The 20,536-nt window shown below is 39.5% G+C and carries 19 protein-coding genes and 1 other annotated feature; of the genes, 5 read left to right on the top strand and 14 right to left on the bottom strand.

What is annotated here, in order from left to right; genetic code table 11:
* Positions 1-240 precede the first annotated feature (240 nt).
* The 4 genes from RTR43_RS11240 to RTR43_RS11225 all read right to left on the bottom strand — a co-directional run bounded on the left by RTR43_RS11240 (position 241) and on the right by RTR43_RS11225 (position 5,206).
* The gene (locus RTR43_RS11240) at positions 241-2,052 is read right to left on the bottom strand and encodes an ATP-binding protein (protein WP_312471918.1); all 1,812 of its coding nucleotides are present in this window, start codon (positions 2,050-2,052) and stop codon (positions 241-243) included.
* A complete protein-coding gene (locus RTR43_RS11235) occupies positions 1,991-3,160 on the bottom strand; it encodes a beta-ketoacyl synthase N-terminal-like domain-containing protein (RefSeq protein WP_312471915.1) in 1,170 nt (389 codons plus the stop codon). The genes RTR43_RS11240 and RTR43_RS11235 overlap by 62 nt, the downstream gene beginning before the upstream one ends.
* A gap of 253 nt (positions 3,161-3,413) precedes the next feature.
* Complete coding sequence (locus RTR43_RS11230; protein ID WP_312471912.1) at positions 3,414-4,211, bottom strand: SDR family NAD(P)-dependent oxidoreductase; 798 nt, start codon at positions 4,209-4,211, stop codon at positions 3,414-3,416.
* A 32-nt stretch (positions 4,212-4,243) separates the two neighbouring features.
* Positions 4,244-5,206 (bottom strand): MBL fold metallo-hydrolase, encoded by a 963-nt coding sequence (locus tag RTR43_RS11225; protein ID WP_312471911.1) that lies wholly within the window; start codon positions 5,204-5,206, stop codon positions 4,244-4,246.
* A gap of 206 nt (positions 5,207-5,412) precedes the next feature.
* Positions 5,413-5,637: a binding site (T-box leader), on the top strand.
* 100 nt (positions 5,638-5,737) lie between these two features.
* Here RTR43_RS11225 and proC point away from each other — a divergent pair.
* The 3 genes from proC to namA all read left to right on the top strand — a co-directional run bounded on the left by proC (position 5,738) and on the right by namA (position 8,876).
* Entirely contained in the window at positions 5,738-6,583 is an 846-nt protein-coding gene (gene proC, locus RTR43_RS11220) for a pyrroline-5-carboxylate reductase (RefSeq protein ID WP_312471908.1), read from the top strand.
* 59 nt (positions 6,584-6,642) lie between these two features.
* Positions 6,643-7,782, top strand: a complete 1,140-nt coding sequence (locus tag RTR43_RS11215; protein ID WP_312471905.1) for a glycosyltransferase family 2 protein — start codon at positions 6,643-6,645, stop codon at positions 7,780-7,782.
* Between the two features lie 74 nt (positions 7,783-7,856).
* Positions 7,857-8,876 carry an NADPH dehydrogenase NamA gene (gene namA, locus RTR43_RS11210; RefSeq protein ID WP_312471903.1) on the top strand — a complete coding sequence of 340 codons (1,020 nt, stop codon included), beginning with the start codon at positions 7,857-7,859 and terminating at the stop codon, positions 8,874-8,876.
* 42 nt (positions 8,877-8,918) lie between these two features.
* On the opposite strand, the gene rnz is transcribed toward namA, so the two are convergent.
* Positions 8,919-9,842 (bottom strand): ribonuclease Z, encoded by a 924-nt coding sequence (gene rnz / locus RTR43_RS11205; protein WP_312471901.1) that lies wholly within the window; start codon positions 9,840-9,842, stop codon positions 8,919-8,921.
* Between the two features lie 242 nt (positions 9,843-10,084).
* On the opposite strand from rnz, the gene zwf reads away from it, so the two are divergent.
* Positions 10,085-11,551: a glucose-6-phosphate dehydrogenase gene (gene zwf, locus RTR43_RS11200; protein WP_396954566.1), complete on the top strand. Its 1,467-nt coding sequence runs from the start codon at positions 10,085-10,087 to the stop codon at positions 11,549-11,551.
* Positions 11,552-11,597: 46 nt separating this feature from the next.
* Here zwf and RTR43_RS11195 read toward each other — a convergent pair whose 3' ends face one another.
* The 4 genes from RTR43_RS11195 to mce form a co-directional block, all read right to left on the bottom strand.
* Positions 11,598-12,875, bottom strand: coding sequence for a DNA polymerase IV (locus RTR43_RS11195; RefSeq protein ID WP_312471896.1), 1,278 nt, complete (start codon positions 12,873-12,875; stop codon positions 11,598-11,600).
* 139 nt (positions 12,876-13,014) lie between these two features.
* Positions 13,015-14,136: a tripeptidase T gene (locus RTR43_RS11190; RefSeq protein WP_312471893.1), complete on the bottom strand. Its 1,122-nt coding sequence runs from the start codon at positions 14,134-14,136 to the stop codon at positions 13,015-13,017.
* A gap of 133 nt (positions 14,137-14,269) precedes the next feature.
* A complete protein-coding gene (locus tag RTR43_RS11185; protein ID WP_312471890.1) occupies positions 14,270-15,820 on the bottom strand; it encodes an acyl-CoA carboxylase subunit beta in 1,551 nt (516 codons plus the stop codon).
* Positions 15,821-16,234 carry a methylmalonyl-CoA epimerase gene (gene mce / locus RTR43_RS11180; RefSeq protein WP_312471887.1) on the bottom strand — a complete coding sequence of 138 codons (414 nt, stop codon included), beginning with the start codon at positions 16,232-16,234 and terminating at the stop codon, positions 15,821-15,823.
* Positions 16,235-16,394: 160 nt separating this feature from the next.
* Between mce and prli42 the strand changes: the two genes are divergently transcribed.
* The gene (prli42, locus tag RTR43_RS11175) at positions 16,395-16,493 is read left to right on the top strand and encodes a stressosome-associated protein Prli42 (protein ID WP_223591515.1); all 99 of its coding nucleotides are present in this window, start codon (positions 16,395-16,397) and stop codon (positions 16,491-16,493) included.
* A 44-nt stretch (positions 16,494-16,537) separates the two neighbouring features.
* Here prli42 and RTR43_RS11170 read toward each other — a convergent pair whose 3' ends face one another.
* The 5 genes from RTR43_RS11170 to RTR43_RS11150 all read right to left on the bottom strand — a co-directional run bounded on the left by RTR43_RS11170 (position 16,538) and on the right by RTR43_RS11150 (position 20,366).
* Positions 16,538-17,050: a L,D-transpeptidase gene (locus RTR43_RS11170; RefSeq protein WP_248736602.1), complete on the bottom strand. Its 513-nt coding sequence runs from the start codon at positions 17,048-17,050 to the stop codon at positions 16,538-16,540.
* A gap of 23 nt (positions 17,051-17,073) precedes the next feature.
* Complete coding sequence (locus tag RTR43_RS11165; protein ID WP_312471882.1) at positions 17,074-18,063, bottom strand: aromatic acid exporter family protein; 990 nt, start codon at positions 18,061-18,063, stop codon at positions 17,074-17,076.
* Between the two features lie 59 nt (positions 18,064-18,122).
* Positions 18,123-18,845, bottom strand: a complete 723-nt coding sequence (locus RTR43_RS11160; RefSeq protein ID WP_312471880.1) for an amino acid ABC transporter ATP-binding protein — start codon at positions 18,843-18,845, stop codon at positions 18,123-18,125.
* Positions 18,838-19,497 carry an amino acid ABC transporter permease gene (locus tag RTR43_RS11155; RefSeq protein ID WP_312471878.1) on the bottom strand — a complete coding sequence of 220 codons (660 nt, stop codon included), beginning with the start codon at positions 19,495-19,497 and terminating at the stop codon, positions 18,838-18,840. Before RTR43_RS11155 ends, RTR43_RS11160 begins: the two co-directional genes overlap by 8 nt.
* A gap of 86 nt (positions 19,498-19,583) precedes the next feature.
* On the bottom strand, positions 19,584-20,366 hold the full coding sequence (locus RTR43_RS11150) for a transporter substrate-binding domain-containing protein (protein ID WP_312471875.1): 783 nt from the start codon (positions 20,364-20,366) through the stop codon (positions 19,584-19,586).
* Positions 20,367-20,536: the final 170 nt, after the last annotated feature.

Below are 20,536 nucleotides of genomic sequence, written 5' to 3'. Positions count from 1 at the left end.
GTTCAGCGACGTAAGAGCTGGACTGAACCGACTGAGATAAATGGAAACTTGTCGATTGGCAAGCCGTTGGCGCAGACAGAGACGTAGTTGAATTTATGCGAAATAGGAAATGAACTAACCACAAGTGTTTTGTGATACTTTCCTATTAGCCAAAAAACCGCACTAATGAAAAATTCACTGTGCGGCTGTATTATGGACCCAGAATTCTTAATAAATTGTAAGTAACCGCAATGTTCAAAACTATTTCGGCAAAATAATATCAACGATCGTTCCGATTCCTTCTTTACTTCGAATGACTATGTTCCCATTATTTTCTCTTAGGATTTTAAAACATACCGTAAGACCTAAACCTGTTCCCCGTTCTTTTGTCGTATAAAAAGGTTCACCTAACTTTTGTAACATAAACTTCGCTATACCGTCGCCGTTATCAATCACTCGAATTCTCATTCTGTTTTCTTGAATTTCTTCAGATTTAATTCTAATCCTCCCGTTCTTTGACACAGCCTCTAAAGAATTTTTGAGAATATTAATTAATACTTGCTTTACCTGCTTTTCTTCTATGGCGGAAGTTTTTAATATTCCTTTAGTTTGAATCTCGATAGACGCTTGGATAAGCAGTGCTGTAGAATCCAGTAAAATTTTCACATCATGAATCACTTTATCGATATTTACTATTTTACTTGTTTGGCCTGAAGCCTGAGGCTTAGCGATAAATAGCAATTCTCCAACCACATCATTAATCCGGTCAATTTCATCTGAAATTATGGACAAATAATACTTCTCATTGGAATCGAAAACGCTTTGATCCAATAGTTTAATGAAACCTTTGATCGACGTAAGAGGATTTCTTATTTCGTGGGCAATTCCCGCAGCCATTTCACCGAGTACTCTTAAATTCTCGGACTTAACCAGCATCTCTTCTTCTTTTTTCCTTTTCGTGATATCGGTGCCAAGACAAAGAGTATGGTCATGATTACCTTTGAAATAAATGGGTAAAAATTGCCACTCAACGATTCGCATTCCCCCATTACAGTGGATAACTGTTTCATTCGAGTCCTTCTCTTCCTCAATAAAAAGAACTTCCTGATTGAATTTATTTTCTTTTATACCGATTATCTCGTCTGAACTCTTATTACAAAGTTCGGCAAGGGCTGTATTTATGATAACGAGCTGATCATTACTGTCTTTAACATAAATAAAATTAGGATTGATATTTAAGATAATTTCTAAAAATCTTCTTTCCTCTTTTAATTCCTGATTCATTTTTTCGATGGTTGCATTTTGAAGAACAAAGTAGGCTGCGAATAGAACGATCGCCGCACAAATCGTATTTAAAATCGAAAAGAATAACGGTAAGACCAAAAATCCACTTAAAATCCCGTTAACAAAGATAAATAACGAAGCAAAAACGAGTGATCGTAAAAATTCCTTTATTTTCCCATCTGAGATTTTCTGGCAAATAAACAGCAGTAAGAATGAATGAACAAAGACGAGAATAATATTTAAAGTAAATGTAATGTTTAAAGTACTGTAGATTGGAATATAGTGGGCCGGAAATGATGGATATTCATGAATCAAATTTATCTCGGAAACTCCGTAGGAAGTAAAGTTCACAGCGTAAACAACCGAACTAAACAACAGGACGAAATAGAATATCCACTTATTAAATAATAGTTTATGATGCTTCTTAATGTTTTTGTTAGCAAGTCCGGTTTTGAATATGTTAAATGCTATATAGTATAACAAAGGCATGATCATAATAGGACCAAAGCGGAAAAGCCTGAAAAGAAAATCAATGGTCGGTTTTGATAAATAATCCTGCGCATATAAAAACGCTATATCAATCTGCCAAATGGATAAGAAAAATAAAAAATAAGCAATCGACTTAGCTAAAGCAATTTTGTTTCCCCAAAAAATGATGATCCCACAGAAAAGCGGGATTAATGATATTGAAAACAATAGGATAAATTCCAATGGATAAACAGCCCTTCTACATTTTTGAAAGTAATAAACACGAGTTGTTGCCGCCATACCCGTGTGAGGTGATAGCAACCTTATTAACCTCTCCATAAATTATTTCGGTCACAATGGGCACATCCGAATATTGTTCAGGATTGGATTTAATTGTTGCAGGAATAAAATTATTTTCTAAGCTGATTAAGCTGGCAATCGCCTGAATAGCTCCGGTTGCACCTAGAAAATGTCCGGTCATTCCTTTGATGGAAGTAATGGGAACAGAGTTTCCAAACATAGTTTTGTGTACGAGAGCCTCAATCCGGTCATTTTCCTTTATGCCGAGAGCCTGGCTGTTCACATAGGTGGGAATCTGTCCATTTAAACATTGCTTTATCGCTTCAAGCATCTTGGATCCAGATGAGTCAGAGTGGTAGATAGAGATGCCATCCTGGTTCATATAGGCCCCCTCTACCCAACCTTTAATGTTCACATTTCTGCTTTTTGCAGATTGTTCACTTTCGAGTACAAGAATGCCAGCTCCTTCAGATAAGACAAAACCTTTGTCATCTGAAAAAGGTCCGCCTGCCACGGATTCATCTAACTCCCTCGCCGTGAGCCGGAGTTTAGAAAAACCATGCACCACAACATCCGTTAACGTACTTTCTACTCCACCGACAATACAAATATCAAGTGAACCCGCTTCAATTAATGTTTTACCTAAGTTAATCGCGTCAGTACTTGCCGTACAGCTATTGCTTAAAGTTAATGACATCCCATTCAACTCGAAAAAGGAACTCACAGATGTAGACAGGCTGTTTGTGTTCATTTTTCCTATTCCAAAGGGAGAAATTTGATTGGATTGATTGAGTCTCAGGCTGAAATTTTCCACTTCAGCAATATTTCCTCCCGAGGTACCAATAATAACGCCAACTTTTTTATCCTTGATATTGTTTGAAAGACTAGCCATCTCGATTGCTTCGTAGGAAGCTGAAATAGCCAACTGTGAGGTTCTTGGATATCTTTTCAATACTCTTGGTTCAAGTACTGATAAGTCTTCATCAATAACCCCGCACACCAATTGCAAGCCATTCATAAATTGCACTTTTTTTGAAATAACTTTTCCATTTTCCAAAACAAATTTAAAATCTGTAGCAGATTGAATTTTCGGAGCTTTAATGCCATAACCAGTTATCAATACCTTCAATTTTAGGTTGCCCCTTTAAAGTTTATTAATCTACCAAAATTATAACTCATTTCATAGATTTTGGAATTGATAATTTTTTTTCCAAAAGGGACTAGTCATTCATCGGAATAATAGTAAAGGCCTTTCCGTATTTCGGAGAGGCCCTTTTTTGAATATTTCAGATGGTTAAAGCAAAGTAAAAAAATTAAAGAATTATTTTAAAGACACGCAAAATTTTAAGAGTTCTTACGAATTATAAGATTATAAAAATCCACTATTTTCGGTTAAGCACCTTCTTCCCCATTCGCTCAAACAATCGTGGAAAGAGAACATACACCGCGCTTCCCATGTTCATCCAACGCGGTAGATTGATTTCCCTTGTTTTCGTCAGCATGCTATCAACGATCTTCCGAGCGACATATTCAGGCTGGAGTATGAACCGCTGTACATTTTTTACATAAGTACCTTTTTCATCGGCAATGTTAAAAAAGTTGGTGGCAATTGGCCCTGGATTTACCGATGTAACCATGACATTATAATCGGCAAGCTCCATCCGCAGTGAATTCGTATAGCCAAGTACGGCGTGTTTCGTCGCTGAATAGACACTCGATTTTGGGGTAGCAATTTTACCAGCCTGGGAAGCTATATTAATAATATGGCCAAAACGACGTGTGCGCATCTTTGGCAAGACCATGCTTGTGCATGCCATTAGCCCAACCACATTTACGTCAAACATCCCTTTGATCTCATCCATGGTTGCTTCATGGGCTTCACGGAATACCCCAAAGCCGGCATTATTTACAAGGATATCTATTTGACCAATTTTCTCAAAAATTTGTTCAAAAACTGCTTGCACTTTTTCTGTATCAGAGACATCAAGCTGAAAAACATCCACTTTCACCTGATGCTTTTGCTGCAGTTCGGACTGAAGTTGCTGCAGCTTATCGATGCTCCGTGCAAGCAAGACGAGACTCGCACCGCTTGCAGCACATAGCTTGGCGATTTCCGCACCGATTCCTCCGGATGCACCGGTAATGACAATATTTTTCCCTTTTAATTGTTCCCTCACCATTTTAACACCTCATCTGAGTTGGCCCCGTTCGTTTAAGACTTCGCTTGGTATAGCATGGGCTGACTATCCTTACTAATAATTTCCCCGATGGATGATAAATAGTCAAGCTGGGCCACTGTTTCTGACATCGTTAACATCGGTTCGCGTTGATAGACAGACGGAAATAGGCGTTTGCAGATTTCAAAAACGGTGAGTTGTTCTTCTTTCAGCCAGTTGTTGACCGTCATCGCCCGCTCATGCTGTCGCGAAAGTCTTTTTTCAATCAGATCTGCTAACCCGTAAACCTCTTTGCCATGCCCCGTATAGACACATTGAATCGGGTAAGACAATAGCTTCTTCATCGAAACATTATGTTGCAACTGTGGCTTCGGTCTTTCTTTTCCACCAGGTACAGGAGGCTCGAGCAATGGATTCGGTGAGATATGTGCTAAGATCAGATCACCGCCAATCAATATTCCATCCTGTTCCCGAAAAAGAGCAATTTGACTTTGGGCATGACCAGGTGTTTCAATAACCTGCCACTCACTAAGCCCAAGAGGGGTCATCCCTTCAACGAGATGTCCAGTCAGTGAACGATTACAGGAATACTTCAATGTTTTTCTTAGCTTAGAAAGCAAGGGAAAATATTCCTTAGGCAGCCCAAACTCGTGAAAAAGAACTCCAAAAAAATCCTCTTGTTCTTGAAAAAAGGCTTCAGTTGGATGGATCCATCTTTCATTTAGCGGATGACCATAGATCTCTAATGAATCAGGGAAATAGTCGAGCATCCCCACGTGGTCAGGATGATGATGAGTAAGAATCACTTGCTCAATATCCTTAGGGCTTAAATGTAAATCAGCCATTTGCTCTGTAAGTGAATTCCATGACTCTTCCGTTTTCACCCCTGCGTCAACAAGCGTTAACCGCTCTCCTTGAACCAAATAAACATTTACATCCCCGACCGGAAAAGGAGTTGGTAAGGTAATCTTGGCTATTCCGTCTTTCCATTCTGTCATTCAAAAAACTCCTAACATTATTGTTGGATAAAGAAATCATGTGAACAATTTTTGACAATTACTATATAAAATAAAGTGTAGCGATTTTTTCACCTATTGTCATTATTTCTGCATAGTTTATTTTTAAAAAACAAAAAATTCTGTAAATATCCCTCTTGACAGACAGGCTGTTCATCTTGCATAATCACAATTAAAATTTGATTCGATTGAAAGCGATGAATAAGGCCAGTAAATGAGAAATGGCGATAGAGAGTGAAGTTCAAAAGGCTGAGAGACTTCACCGCCCTCTTAATCATTGAACCTACCTTAGGAGCATTTAGGAAAACCTAACGCACATCCGGCGTTATCGGAGTCGAGTGAACCTTGGTGATTTTTTGAAAATCAAGGTAAATGAAGGTGGTACCGCGGAATCTAAACCTTTCGTCCTTTATGGATGAAAGGTCTTTTTGTTTTTTTAAGAAAAGCGGAGGCGTGAAGTACACTAGCCACTGGGTGCTGGAACTAGACATTAGAAAAAAAGGAGGAACATTTATGAAAAAAATGGTGATTGTTGGTGCAGGGTCAATGGCTGAAGCATTTATTTCTGGAATTCTAGAAAACGATGTAATTGATAGAAAAAATATCTGGGTGACAAACAATTCAAATGAAAAAAGACTGGGAAATCTTAGCGAACGATATGGTGTCCAAAGTACGTATGATTTGAATGCTCTTTTCGACGGCGCGGACCTTGTAATGTTGGCGATGAAGCCAAAGGATGCCGCAACTGCCATTCAATCAATTCGAGCATACTTATCTGAGCGAATGCTGGTGGTTTCTGTTTTAGCTGGTGTATCCATGAGCACGATTGAAGCTTTAGCAAGAATACCGCTTGCGATTGTAAGGTCAATGCCAAACACGTCAGCCGCTGTTGGCAAATCAGCAACTGCTGTTGCGGCAAATAATCGTGTTACCGATCAGCAAATAGAAACAACAAAAATCCTCTTTGGAACAGTTGGCTTAACTTCTTTTGTTGAAGAAGAGCAGTTGGATGCCGTAACAGGGCTATCCGGGAGCGGACCTGCCTATATCTATTATCTTATCGAAGCGATGGAAAAAAGTGCCGTTGAGGTCGGCCTTGATCAGCAAATGGCCAGTGAATTAATTGTGCAAACACTACTGGGAGCAGCAGAGATGGTGAAAAAATCCAGCAAATCAGCAACAGTGCTGCGTAAAGAAGTAACTAGTCCTGGAGGAACAACAGAGGCAGGAATACGGATTCTAGAGGAAAACGGAGTTCAGCAAGCGTTTATTTCTTGTATTAAAGCAGCAACTGCCCAATCTAAAAAAATGGGTGCTGCCTTAAGTTCACAGCTTGAGACATCCAATTTACCGTATTAAATTGGAATTTTCCCGTATGTTCCATTAAACTAGGATTAAAAAACTGGGAAGTGTGAACCATGCTAACCGTTTTATACACATTAGGCATTCTTGTTTGGATTGTATTTATCTTGGATGCACAGTTTGGATTAAAAAATATAGATTCCCTTGAAAAAGAAGAAGGTCTTAAAAATGGATCATTGTTATCAGTGATTGTTGCCGCACGAAATGAAGAAAAGCAAATTAAGATGAGTATTCTGAGTCAACTAAAACAGACATATGAAAACGTCGAATGGATTCTCGTAAATGACCGCTCCAATGATGAAACCGGAAAAATTATCGACGAATTAGCAACCATTGACTCAAGAATAAAAGTGCTCCATATAGCTGATTTGCCTGAAGGCTGGCTTGGAAAAAATCATGCACTGTATAAAGGGACGCTTCAAGCTTCAGGAAAGTGGCTATTGTTTACCGATGCCGATGTTAAATATGAAAAGGAAGCATTTGCTAAGGCACTGCATTATTTTGAGAGGTACCAGCTCGATCATTTAACCGCAGCCCCCAACTTAAACGCAAATCGTTTTTGGCTAAAATCGTTTGTCGCTTTTTTTCTTTTCGGATTTTCCTATTTTAAGCGTCCGTGGTTAGCGAATAATCCTAAGTCAAAAACAGGAACCGGTATCGGAGCATTCAACCTTGTTTCAAAAGCCTCCTATGAAGCGTTTGGAACACATGAAAGGATTAAAATGAGGCCAGATGATGATTTGCAACTGGGAATGAAAATGAAAAAAGCTGGTTATCGGCAAAGAATTGTTACCGCACTTCAGCTTATTGAGGTCGAATGGTATGGAAGTTTGAAAGAGGCCTTGGTCGGGCTTGAAAAAAACACATTTGCTGGATTAAATTATCGAATCAGCATGGTGTTTTTTTCAGTCTTTGGTGTATTTGTCACCCATGTTCTTCCGTTTTTAACCGTTTTTTCAGCAGATAAAATGGTTGCCCTCCTAAGCTTAGGGAATATTATCGCAAGCGGAATACTGTATGTAATGATTATTAGGAGAATGACCGTTTTTTCACCTGCCTTGTTTCTTGTTTTTCCGATTACGGCTTTACTATTTATTTATTCCATAATACGGGCAAGCTATCTTACTTTTAGACGTGGAGGAATTGTTTGGCGAGGTACAACCTACCGCTTAAGTGAGCTTAGGGAAAAGGAATGAAAGCTAGATTTCACATTATTTTTACTCCATTTGCTATACTATTAGTGGGTAATTAATGATAGGAGGGTTTTCAAATGCCAGCAAAATTATTTTCACCCTTTACGATAAAGGATGTCACATTAAAAAACAGAATTGTCATGTCCCCAATGTGCATGTATTCCAGCCATAACGAAGACGGGCATGTGCAAAACTGGCATCGCACCCACTACACAAGTAGAGCGGTTGGCCAGGTTGGCCTCATCATCGTCGAAGCAACGGCGATAACACCTCAGGGGAGGATTTCGCCGCAAGATTTAGGCATTTGGAGCGATGACCATGTTGACGGTTTCCAAGAGCTTGTCGCACTGGGAAAAGAGCACGGAGCCAAAATGGGAATTCAACTTGCCCATGCCGGCCGAAAAGCAGTGTTAGAAGGTGAAATTTTGGCTCCTTCCGCATTACCTTTCAATGAAAAAATGAAAACACCTAAGGAAATGACAAAAACGGATATTGCCGATACGGTTGAGGCATTTAAAACAGGAGCAGAACGTGCCGCCAAAGCTGGTTTCGATGTGATTGAGATTCACGGTGCGCACGGTTATTTGATTAACGAATTCCTCTCCCCACTTTCAAATAAAAGAAGTGATGAATATGGTGGGTCGACTGAAAACCGTTACCGCCTCCTCCGTGAAGTGATTGATGCCATTAAAACAGTTTGGAACGGTCCGTTACTTGTAAGGGTCTCTGCTCATGATTATCATGAAGAAGGATTAACCGCCGAAGATTACATAACTTTCGCTGAATGGATGAAGGAGCAAGATGTCGATTTAATTGATGTAAGCTCAGGAGCAGTTGTTCCGGCACCTATTCATGTCTATCCAGGCTATCAAGTACCCTATTCTGAGACGATTAAGAAAGGTGCTGACATTTCAACTGGTGCAGTCGGCTTAATCACTTCAGGGATCCAGGCTGAGGAAATTTTACAAAATGATCGAGCGGATTTAGTATTCCTAGCTCGTGAATTACTGCGTGACCCCTACTGGCCGAGAACAGCCGCAAAAGAATTGGGCATTAGCATTGAAGCACCAAAACAATACGAACGCGGCTGGGTATAAAAGGTAAAAAAGCACTTACCAAATGGTGAGTGCTTTTTTATTTCACTTGAGTGGTATGTTTATTTCTTTAAAATCCTCAGCAATATCCGTATTCGGAAATATTTCCTTTGCTTCATCTACTAATTCTCGCCAGGCATTTCGATCGTAACGCGAGCTTATATGAGTCAGATACAGCTGTTTACAATCTGCCTGCTTCGCAATATCGGCAGCCTGATGGGTCGTTGAATGAAAATAATCGTAGGCCAACTTCTCCTCCCCTTTGGAGAAGGTTGCTTCATGAATCAAAAGGTCAGCATTCTTGGCTAACAAAATCGACCTTTCGCAGTACCTTGTATCCCCAAGAATTGCCACAACTCTTCCCTTTTGCTCAGGCCCAACAAACTTACTCGGGTCGATCACCCGGCCATCTTCAAGTGTAACAACCTCACCATTTTTTATTTTTCTAAAAATCGGGCCCGGTTGAACGCCTGCTTCCATCAGCTTATCAGCAAGCAAGGTACCAGGTCTGTCCTTTTCTACAATTCGATAGCCAAAAGAAGGAATTCCATGATCAAGCAACCGAGCCTCCACCGTAAACTGGTCATCCTCAAAAATAACGCCCTCATCGATTTCGGTAACCTTCAACGGATATTTTAAATAAGTCTGGCTTACGGAAAGACTAACATGAAGATATTCTTTAATCCCTTTCGGACCATAAACTGTTATCTCTGATTCTCCACCTTGAAATGAACGACTAGATAACAAACCAGGCAGTCCGTATATATGATCACCATGAAGATGGGTAATAAAAATTTTTTCTATCCGCCGTGGTTTTATCGAAGTATGTAAAATTTGATGTTGCGTGGCTTCACCGGCATCAAACAGCCAAACAGCCCCCCGCTCCTCAAGTAATTTGAAGGCAATTGACGTAACATTGCGCAGCTTTGCAGGCATGCCTGCACCCGTTCCTAGGAAAAATATGTCCACAATCAAAACTCCTCTCTTCACCGTTCCATAATCAACTATGGATAAATATAGCACAAACTCCGCTCAATTTCTCCTCTGCCTTTTTCCTCTATTGTTTGTTTTTATTTGTTACATGCAAATCAATACTTTTGTGAAATCTAAAAGAAACAGATAAACTATTATTTGTATCGAAAAATACATAAGCAAAAATATGCATACGAAGAGAGGTTTCAAACGTGGAGCAAAACATGACTTCATTAATTATGATATTTGGAGCTACCGGTGATTTGGCTAAACGGAAGTTGTTCCCTTCCCTTTATCGATTATTTTCGAAGAACAAATTAGATAAATTTGCCGTGATTGGTGTTGCAAGAAGGACCCTTTCTAATGATGAGTTTCAACAGTCTGTAAAAGACTCTGTTTTATCTGCCTTAGGGAATAAGGATAATTTGGATGAATTTGTCTCCCATTTTTACTATCAATCACATGATGTGGCGGATTCAAACTCTTATGTTTCATTAAAAAAATTTGCCGATGAAATTGATACGAATTATAAACTTGAAGGCAACCGCATCTTTTATCTTGCCATGGCACCAGAATTTTTCGGTCCAATTGCCCTCCATCTGAAATCAGACGGATTGACAGATGTAACAGGATATAAACGGCTTGTCATTGAAAAACCATTCGGACATGATTTAGCATCTGCTAAAGAGTTAAATAAACAAATTAGAACGGCATTTTCCGAGGAAGAGGTTTATCGAATCGACCACTATTTAGGAAAAGAAATGGTTCGGAATATCGAAGTGATTCGTTTTGCCAATGCCATTTTTGAACCACTTTGGAATAACCGCTACATCTCTAATATTCAAATTACCTCGAGTGAAACTCTCGGTGTTGAAGAACGAGGGCGATATTATGAGTCAAGCGGTGCCTTAAGGGATATGCTGCAAAACCATATGATGCAAATGGTCGCCTTGCTTGCGATGGAACCACCCATCAAACTGACAACCGATGAAATTCGTTCCGAAAAAGTAAGAGTGTTTCGGGCACTTCGAACAATTGAGGGGGAAGAAGTGAATCAATATTTTGTTCGCGGTCAGTATGGTGAGGGAACAATAGAGGATGAACAGGTTCCAAAGTATCGTGATGAACCAATGGTCGACAAAGAGTCCAATACTGAAACCTTCGTTGCCGGAAAAATAATGATTGATAATTTCCGTTGGGCCGGTGTTCCTTTTTATATTCGAACTGGAAAAAGAATGACAACGAAATCAACCAAAATTGTGGTTCAATTTAAAGATATTCCGATGAATTTATATTATCAAACGGAAAAAATGCTGAATCCCAACCTCCTAGTGATTCATATTCAACCAGAAGAGGGCATTACCCTTCATCTGAACGCTAAGAAGGCGGGCGGACATCTGGATGCACAAACGGTAAAACTAAGCTTTGCCAATACAGGAATTCATGCGATGAACACTCCTGAAGGCTATGAGAAGCTTCTTTTCGATTGCATGCGGGGCGATGCCACTAATTTCACTCATTGGGACGAAGTCGCCTATTCCTGGGCGTTTGTTGATAAGATTTCAGAGGTATGGGAAAAAACAAAAGAAAGCTTCCCAAATTATCCATCCGGGACAATGGGGCCAAAAGAAACGGATGAGCTTTTAGAAAAAGACGGCTACTTCTGGTGGCCTGTAACAGATTTAGAAGTGGATATTTGTAAATAGGTATATAACAATAGCTCCACTTTGTTTTACAGCAAAGCGGAGCTATTTACTCATCTTCTTTATTTTTTTCGGGAGAGTTTCGTAGAAAATCCTTATTAAAGCTTGTTCCAGTCCCAACATTATGAGCGGAATCAATTTTATGCGAACCGGCGTTTTCAATGATATTTTTCCCATACTTTTCACGAAGGTTGGAAAGAGTTTTAAGCAAAGGTTCTTTTTTCGCATCCTTTTCATAGGAGAACAAATCTAATTGTTTATAAGCATGATCATGGTCAACTAATTCATTGCCGGTAATCCCTAACAAGCGAACGGAGTCTCCATTCCAGGATTTTAAAAACATCTGCTTGGCTATTGTTGCCATGTCGTCTTTATGATTTAGTGGGTTGGAAAGTTTTTTACTTCTAGTAATCGTCTTTCGATCTTTATAACGTATCGTTATTCCTAACGTAGAGGCTAGGACATTTTTCCGCTTCAGCCTTATCGAAACCGTTTCCGCCAACGATTCGAGCACTTGGAAGAGCTCTTGTTGATTGCTGACATCCTTCGGCAAGGTTGTGGAATTGCCAATACTTTTAAATTCCTCAATTGATTCTGGATCGACTGCCCGTTGATCGATTCCATTTGCCCTCTCTCTAATTCGAATTCCATTGATTCCAAGAAGCGTTTTAAGCTGAACTTCATTGCCTTTAGCTAAATCACCTATCGTGTAAATTCCAATCGTTGTCAGCTTTTCAGCTGTCTTTTTGCCAATCCCATGCATTTCGTTCGTGTTCAATGGCCAAAGCACTATTGGGATATCACGCTTACGAAGGACGGTTATACCCATTGGTTTCTTCATATCTGACGCCATTTTCGCTAAAAATTTATTCGGGGCGATACCAATACTGCAGGGTAAATCAAGCTGTTCCAAGACTCTTTTTTGAATACTTTCGGCGATTTCAATTGGACTGCCAAACTTAAAGCTTTCAGTTATATCCATGTAGCCCTCGTCAATCGAAACTGGTTCAACAAGCTCGGTATATTTTCTTAAGATTTCAAACATACCAATTGATGCGGCACGGTAACGATCAAAATTGGGCCTCTTTACAATCAACTGTGGACAAAGTTTTTTTGCTTCCCAAAGGGGCATCGTTGTTTTTACGCCAAATTTTCTTGCTTCGTAGCTACAGGTAACAATAATTCCTCTACGCTCCTCCACGTTTCCCGCAATCGCTAAAGGTTTTCCCTTAAGTGTAGGATCATAGGCCATTTCAACTGATGCATAAAAACTATTCATATCAACATGCAAAATGACTCGTCCATTTTTCGGATACATTTCCTTCACAGCGGAGACCCCCATAAAACATTTGTCCTTTAAGTATAACAAAACATCAGATATCCGATGCACATTAATAACTTTAGCTTTTATTAAACAAGGACACCAAAAAGGAGAACCTTAAGTCAGGTTCTCCTTCCTATCATCGTTATTGATTTGTGACTTCATCGATAATCGCTAATGTCATTTCTGCTAACTTATACAACTCTTCAATCGGCATGCGCTCGTTTGTTGTATGAATTTCTTCATAACCAACAGCAAGGTTCACCGTTGGAATGTTGAAACCAGCAAATACGTTAGCGTCACTGCCGCCGCCACTATGCTGTAGTTCACAGCTACGGCCGATTTTTGCAGCAGCCTTGCGAGCAATTTCAACCACGAGGTCCCCTTCGCCAAATTTAAAGCCAGGATACATGATTTCGACGTCGACTTCGGCTCTACCACCCATTTCGGCAGCAACCGTTTCAAACGCATCTTTCATTTTGCTGACCTGAGCCTGCATTTTTTCAGGGATTAGCGAACGTGCTTCTGCTAAAATATCGACGCGGTCGCAAACAATATTGGTTGCCTGCCCGCCTTCAAAACGGCCAATATTAGCAGTCGTTTCATGATCGATTCTTCCTAACGGCATTCTCGCAATTGATTTTGCTGCAATCGTAATCGCGGAAACCCCTTTTTCAGGTGCCACACCAGCATGAGCTGTTTTTCCGTAAATAACCGTTTTTACTTTTGCTTGAGTAGGAGCAGCGACGATAACATTTCCAACCAAACCATCGCTATCAAGCGCATAGCCATATTTCGCTTTCATCAATGAAGAATCAAGCGCTTTTGCACCAACTAAGCCGGACTCTTCTCCGACAGTGATTACAAATTGAATCAAACCATGTGGAAGATTTTGTTCTTTTAAAATACGAATGGTTTCAAGCATAACAGAAATACCTGTTTTATCATCAGCACCTAAGATTGTTGTGCCATCGGTAACGATATAGCCGTCTTTAATCGATGGTTTTACACCTTTGGCAGGAGTAACGGTATCCATATGACAGGTAAAATAAATCGGGTCAACACCCTCTTTAGTTGCTGCAAGTGTGCAAACTAAGTTCCCGGCACCATGTCCCGTTACAGCAGTAGTATCGTCTTCAAAAACTTCAAGACCTAAATCGGTAAATTTTTGCTTTAATACCTTTGCAATTTCAGTCTCAAATTTTGTTTCTGAGTCAATTTGCACAAGTTCTAAAAATTCATTCAAAAGACGTTCTTGATTGACCATTTTATTGACCCTCCATGTTTATGTACTCACTATTGTCCAGCTTCAGCTCCTAAGCAAGGAACTTTCACTTTTCTTATTTCAGTATACCTCTTTCTTATTCCAATCATCAAATGAAAGAGCAGGCAGACCCAGATTAAAGTGGTATATTTCCATGTTTTTTATATGGCCGCGACTCTTTTTTATTCTTTAACATTTCCAAGGCTTGAATAATTTTTATTCTTGTTTCCCGAGGGTCGATAACATCATCGACCATTCCCCTGCTGGCAGCCACATATGGATTTGCAAACTTCTCCCGATATTCATCAATTTTTTGTTGTCTTGTTAATTCAGGGTCTTCGCTATTATTTATTTCCTTAGCAAAAATAATATTGGCTGCACCTTGAGGACCCATAACGGCAATTTCCGCATTTGGCCAGGCAAACACCAAGTCGGCACCAATAGACTTACTGTTTAACGCCACATAGGCACCACCATAGGCCTTTCTTAAAATAACCGTCAGCTTTGGCACTGTTGCTTCAGAATAAGCGAATAAAATCTTCGCTCCGTGGCGGATAATTCCCCCATGCTCCTGCTTAACTCCTGGGAAAAAGCCAGTTACATCTTCAAATGTGAGGATAGGGATATTAAATGAATCGCAGGTGCGGATAAACCGAGCTGCTTTATCTGATGAATCAATATCTAAGCCGCCCGCCATTACCTTTGGTTGATTGCAGACTAGCCCTACCGTTTCTCCTTTGATACGTGCAAATCCAATAACGATATTTTTTGCAAAATTCTTTTGAATTTCCATAAACGAATCCGCATCGGTGACTTGTTCAATGACTTTACGGACATCATATGGGCGAACGGCATCAAATGGAATCACATCCGTTAAATCCGGTCGGTAATCATTTTCATCCTCTATTTCAAGCCTCGGCGGCTTTTCTTCATTATTTTGTGGAAGGTAACTCAGCAACTTGCGGACATTTTGCAAAACCTCCACTTCTGATTCCGATTGAAAATGAGCGTTTCCACTAATGGAGTTATGGACATTTGCCCCACCAAGGTCTTCTGCAGAAATTTTCTCACCTGTTACGGTTTCAATCACTTTTGGACCTGTTATAAACATCTGACTTGTTTTTTCGACCATAAACACAAAATCGGTAATCGCAGGTGAATAAACAGCCCCGCCGGCACACGGCCCCATAATCACTGAGATTTGTGGAATCACACCAGAATAAATGGCATTCCGGTAAAAAATATGCCCGTATCCATCAAGAGAAACAACACCTTCTTGAATCCGCGCTCCACCAGAATCATTAAGGCCGACAAAAGGTGTACCATTTTTAGCAGCCAAATCCATAACATTGGCAATTTTTTTCGCATGCATCTCCCCTAATGCACCACCAAAAACCGTAAAGTCCTGTGAAAACAAATAAATGGAACGGCCGTTTACTTTTCCAAAACCGGTCACGACTCCGTCTCCTGGTCCTTTTTGCTCATCAAGTCCAAAATCATTGGTTCGGTGCTCAATGAACGGATTTAGCTCGACAAACGTTCCTTTGTCTACTAAAAGTTCAATTCTTTCTCTAGCAGTTAATTTCCCCTTTTCGTGCTGTTTCTCAATTCGCGCATCCCCGCCGCCGAGCTCAACCTCTCTGCGCTTGTCATACAGATCATTGATCTTTTCATAAATGTCTATCATTTACCCCTTCATCCCTTTCTTCTCGCATAGTTCGTATAAAACACCTGATGCCGATTTTGGATGCATGAAGGCAATATGGGCTCCTCCTGCCCCAAGCCGTGACTGTTCATCAATCATGCGGATGCCTTTTTCCTTCATTTCAGTAATTCTTTCTTCAATTGAATCCACACCAAGGGCCACATGGTGAATGCCTTCACCGCGTTTTTCGATAAATTTGGCAATCGTACTTTCCTCCGATGTCGGCTCAAGCAGTTCTATTTTTGTTTGACCTGCTTGTAAAAAGGCAACCTTGACTTTTTGGCTGTCAACCACTTCTATAGCTAACAATGGAAGATTCAATACATCCGTGTAAAAAGGAAGTGTATTTTCAAGAGATTTTACGGCAATTCCAATATGGTCGATTTTCTTAATCATGTTTACCCCTCTGTTCCAATATTAAAATTAATTCGACAATTATTGTATTCGGTAAAAAGTTCATAAATCCTTCCCAAAATTGCTAAGTAGTTCCGTTGTCCATTTGAGCTTTTCCCTGTACAATATATATAAATTACTTGTTAAAAGGGAGGTACTCATTATGTCTAAAAAGAAAAATCGTAAAATCGTTGTTTATTTAATGCTTTTTGCTATGCTTGCCTCAACCCTCCTAATAGGAATTGGACAATTCATTCGATAAACATACAAAAAGGGACTGTTCGAAATTGAACAGTCCCTTTTCCTTTATTCAATTGCTCCTTTTTCATGTGCCAACTTCTCAAATGATTTTTTTGAAGAGATGACTAATATTTTTGTTCCTAATGGAATTAATGGGAATAGTGAGGAAACAACCTCATTCTGGGCACGGATACAACCCTGTGAGACATATTTTCCAATTGAAGCAGGCTGATTCGTTCCATGAATACCGTAGATTCTGCCGTCAGTTCCCATAGCATCAAAGCCAATCCATCTAGCCCCGAGTGGATTCTTTGGGTCTCCACCTGGAATATTTGCTCTTCGAAAATAAGGATTCTTTGCCTTTACAGTAATCGTAAAAAGACCTTCCGGCGTTAATTCCTGTGTTATACCGGTACCTACGCTTACAACCGTTTGGACTTTATTTTCACTAATAAGAGCCATTTCATTGCTACTTTTGTTGACAATAACGAACGGGTCACCAGGAACAGGATTCGGCCCAAGCGGCCAAAGGGGGGATAGGAAAAAAGTCATCAGGATCGGCGATAAGATTTTTATCAAAACATCCACCTGCCTTTTTTTTCCTAGTTTCCCTCAAATTGCTTCCTTTCATTCACTTTCATTTTTTTCGTTTTTAATGAACTTTTTATGATAAGGTAGTCATTCATTTCATTTACTAATTGCAGTAGTGCTGCCCGAGTTTCGAATTCTTCTCTTGTTTTTGGCAACTCCATTTCTTCAAATTCCTTTTTCATTTCACTTAATTTATCAATATAAATATACGCTGTATTTCCAGGATGAATATTCACAGAAAGTTCCTCAAGAAAGTCAGCGACCATTTTCCCTTGCTTTACCGTATTGGTAATGGAGGTCACAATTGGTAAAACCCGCTCGATAATTTCAAATTGTTTTTCTCTCATTTTAAAATAATGAAAATAAATATTCTCTTCCCTTAAAAAATGATTTTCGACATCTATTAATGCCAACATTTTTGCCTCATCGAGCAAACGGGCACTTTCGGTAATCTCTTTCCCGTCCCAATTGCTATCACCAGTTCTTAAGTAACGAACTAGCTCAGCAAAAATGATCTTGAAATTGCCCTCGATTTTTCTCTGATAGTCCTTTAGTTTGTTATCAACGCTCGGCATATAAAGATTAATGAGAAGAGCTACACCAATCCCCACTGTAATAACCCCAAGCTCATTTGAAAAGTTTGCCCATGATATTTTGTGGGCCATATAGATGTGCAAAATGATAACGCTGCTTGTCACAACACCGTCTTTTGCCCTAAGCATAACAAGCGTCGGAATAAAGAATAGCAGCATCAACCCAATCACAATTGGATGGTAGGCGATTCCCTCGAAGAAAATGGCAGAAAAGGGCATAGCTAAAACGCAGGCTAAAAATCGATCCCATGCCGTACGAAGTGATCTCCTTTTTGTCACCTGAATACATAAAATTGTTAAAATACCTGCCGAAGCAAAGTTGTGAAGCCCGAGCTGCTGCGCGATTAAGATGGAAGCAGCTGTGCCTGCGGCGGTTTTGATTGTCCGGTATCCAATCGAAAATTTCATAAAATTTCTCCCTAAAAAGTAAAAAGATGATCAGCAAGACCATCTTTAGCATATCCTTATTATAGCATTTTTTGCAAGAAATCCTGTGCCCTTTGGCTTTTTGGATTAGTAAAAAATTCATTTGGAGAGGCATCCTCCACTAACACTCCACCATCAAGAAATAGCACCCGGTCAGCTACTTCACGGGCAAAGCCCATTTCATGTGTGACAATCGCCATGGTCATCCCTGTATGGGCGAGTGATTTCATAACCTCTAGTACTTCTTTTACCATTTCCGGGTCAAGTGCCGATGTTGGTTCATCGAAAAGCATAACCTCTGGCTCCATTGCTAAAGCACGAGCAATCGCTACCCTTTGCTTTTGTCCCCCAGATAATCTTGTTGGAAATTCGTTTGCCTTTTCCGATAAGCCTACTTGCTCTAAGAGACCAAAGGCGATTTTTTCCGCTTTGTCCTTTGATAACCCTTTTACCTTCATTGGAGCATAAGTAAGATTTTGCAAAACGTTTTTATGCGGAAATAAGTGAAAGTGCTGGAAGACCATGCCTACCTTTTGCCTTACCTTCATAATGTTTGTCTTTTTATCTGTGACATCTTGGTCTCCTATCCAAACACCCCCGTTTGTTGGGTTTTCGAGTAAGTTCAGACAGCGCAAGAAGGTCGATTTTCCTGAGCCTGAAGGGCCGATAATTGCTACGACTTCTCCTGCTTTTATGGTCGTCGAGATACCCTTTAACACTTCAAGCTTGCCATAATTTTTATACAGATTCTCTACCTTAATCACTGCGTCTCATTCTCCCTTCAAGCGCTTTTCCTAAGAAGGTCAAGGTCATTACCATTAGATAATAGATTAAACCGGCAATTAATAATGGTTCAAAAAACGAGTAATTTTCTGCTCCTACTTGATAGGACCGGCGCATAATATCCATAACCCCGATCGTTGTGACAATCGCAGATTCTTTTGTTAGGGTGATAAATTCATTCATTAGTGCTGGTAGGATATTTTTAAGGGCCTGAGGTAGAATGATGTCCCACATCATTTTCCCGTAGGGAACACCTAACGCTATTGCCGCTTCCTGCTGGCCTTTATCAACAGCTAGAATTCCAGCACGGATGATTTCTGAAATATAGGCACCTGAGTTAAGTGCAAACGATAAAATGGCTGCTGTATATGGTTCAATTTGATAACCAATTACCTGTGGCGAACCAAAATAAATTAACATTAACTGCAAAACTAGTGGTGTACCACGGAAAATGGAGGTATAGGCATCAGCCAACCAGCCAAGAATTTTAATAGAACTAATTTTTAATAAGGATAAGATAATACCAAGAATAAAACCGATTATCCCTGCTAAAATAACTATTTTTAACGTGACCAAAATTCCTTTTATAATATATGGCATGGATGGTATGAATTGCGTAAAATCTAAGTTCATTCAATACCCGTCCTTTCTGTTTTTTAAAAAATACTTAAGACGCCTAGAAGTTTAATTTCTTCCAAACGCCTCAAGATTATGAAAAATTATTTCTCTCCGCCGAACCATTTAACAACCAATTTTTGGAGCTCACCGTTTTCTTTCATTTTCTTTAACTCCTTGTTGAACTTGGCCGTTAATTCACTATTTTTCGGGAAGGCAATCGCTGAACCCGCTTCATTTGGATCATCACTAATCGTAAAGCCTTTAAAATCTTTTTCTTTCTCAAAGTAGCCCTTTGCGACTGTATCTTCAATGATGGCTGCATCAAAACGTCCGGATTTCATCTCTTGAATAAGGTCTGGAATACGATTCCGATTTTCAATTTTTATCGGAATTTGTTTATTGATTTCTTGAGCTTTACCTTCTTGTATCGAACCAAGTTGTACCCCGACTGTCTTACCTTTCAAGTCCTCAAGCTTCTCAATCCCGCTATCCTTTTTCGAAACAATTAAATGATGTGCTGTATAATAAATATCACTAAAATCAACGTTTTTCTTTCTTTTTTCAGTAGGTGTCATTCCGGCAAGTACAAGATCAGCTTGTCCGGATTTAAGCGATTGTACTAACCCTCCAAAATCCATATCCTTAACATTTAATGTATATCCTAGCTTACCTGCAATTGCTTTTGCTAAATCGACATCAAAACCAATAATGTCATCACTTTTCTTTGTTTCTACATATTCAAATGGCGGATAGTCAGCAGAAGTAGCCATCACCAATACCTTCTTATCCCCGCTTTTCTTGTTGGCATTATCACTAGTACCACAGGCTGCAAGTAAACCTACAGACATCACCATCGTCAAGATTAAAATAACTGCCTTTTTCATTTGTTTTCCCCCTATAATTTATCTGAAAATTACAACTTCGAATATCCATCAAAGTTAGAGTGACTAATTCAAGATTTTCAAGATAGATAGTTTGTTTAATTAATAATTATTCAATGTATTGAATTTTAACACAAACTAATAATTATGCAAATATATTTTTAAAAATTCGT

It is taken from the genome of Neobacillus sp. (assembly GCF_031988165.1).
Taxonomy (GTDB): domain Bacteria; phylum Bacillota; class Bacilli; order Bacillales; family Cytobacillaceae; genus Neobacillus; species Neobacillus rhizosphaerae.
The sequence above is the reverse complement of the archived record's forward strand: the minus strand, read 5'-3'. Positions and strand labels throughout refer to the sequence as shown.

Excerpts from the sequence above, each read along its gene's own strand:
- RTR43_RS11155 (WP_312471878.1), bottom strand. The coding sequence starts at position 19,497 with ATGAACTTAGATTTTACGCAATTCATACCATCCATGCCATATATTATA.
- RTR43_RS11190 (WP_312471893.1), bottom strand. The coding sequence starts at position 14,136 with ATGGTCAATCAAGAACGTCTTTTGAATGAATTTTTAGAACTTGTGCAA.
- RTR43_RS11165 (WP_312471882.1), bottom strand. The coding sequence starts at position 18,063 with ATGAAATTTTCGATTGGATACCGGACAATCAAAACCGCCGCAGGCACA.
- mce (WP_312471887.1), bottom strand. The coding sequence starts at position 16,234 with ATGATTAAGAAAATCGACCATATTGGAATTGCCGTAAAATCTCTTGAA.
- proC (WP_312471908.1), top strand. The coding sequence starts at position 5,738 with ATGAAAAAAATGGTGATTGTTGGTGCAGGGTCAATGGCTGAAGCATTT.
- RTR43_RS11230 (WP_312471912.1), bottom strand. The coding sequence starts at position 4,211 with ATGGTGAGGGAACAATTAAAAGGGAAAAATATTGTCATTACCGGTGCA.
- zwf (WP_396954566.1), top strand. The coding sequence starts at position 10,085 with ATGATATTTGGAGCTACCGGTGATTTGGCTAAACGGAAGTTGTTCCCT.
- RTR43_RS11215 (WP_312471905.1), top strand. The coding sequence starts at position 6,643 with ATGCTAACCGTTTTATACACATTAGGCATTCTTGTTTGGATTGTATTT.
- RTR43_RS11150 (WP_312471875.1), bottom strand. The coding sequence starts at position 20,366 with ATGAAAAAGGCAGTTATTTTAATCTTGACGATGGTGATGTCTGTAGGT.
- namA (WP_312471903.1), top strand. The coding sequence starts at position 7,857 with ATGCCAGCAAAATTATTTTCACCCTTTACGATAAAGGATGTCACATTA.
- RTR43_RS11185 (WP_312471890.1), bottom strand. The coding sequence starts at position 15,820 with ATGATAGACATTTATGAAAAGATCAATGATCTGTATGACAAGCGCAGA.
- RTR43_RS11225 (WP_312471911.1), bottom strand. The coding sequence starts at position 5,206 with ATGACAGAATGGAAAGACGGAATAGCCAAGATTACCTTACCAACTCCT.
- prli42 (WP_223591515.1), top strand. The coding sequence starts at position 16,395 with ATGTCTAAAAAGAAAAATCGTAAAATCGTTGTTTATTTAATGCTTTTT.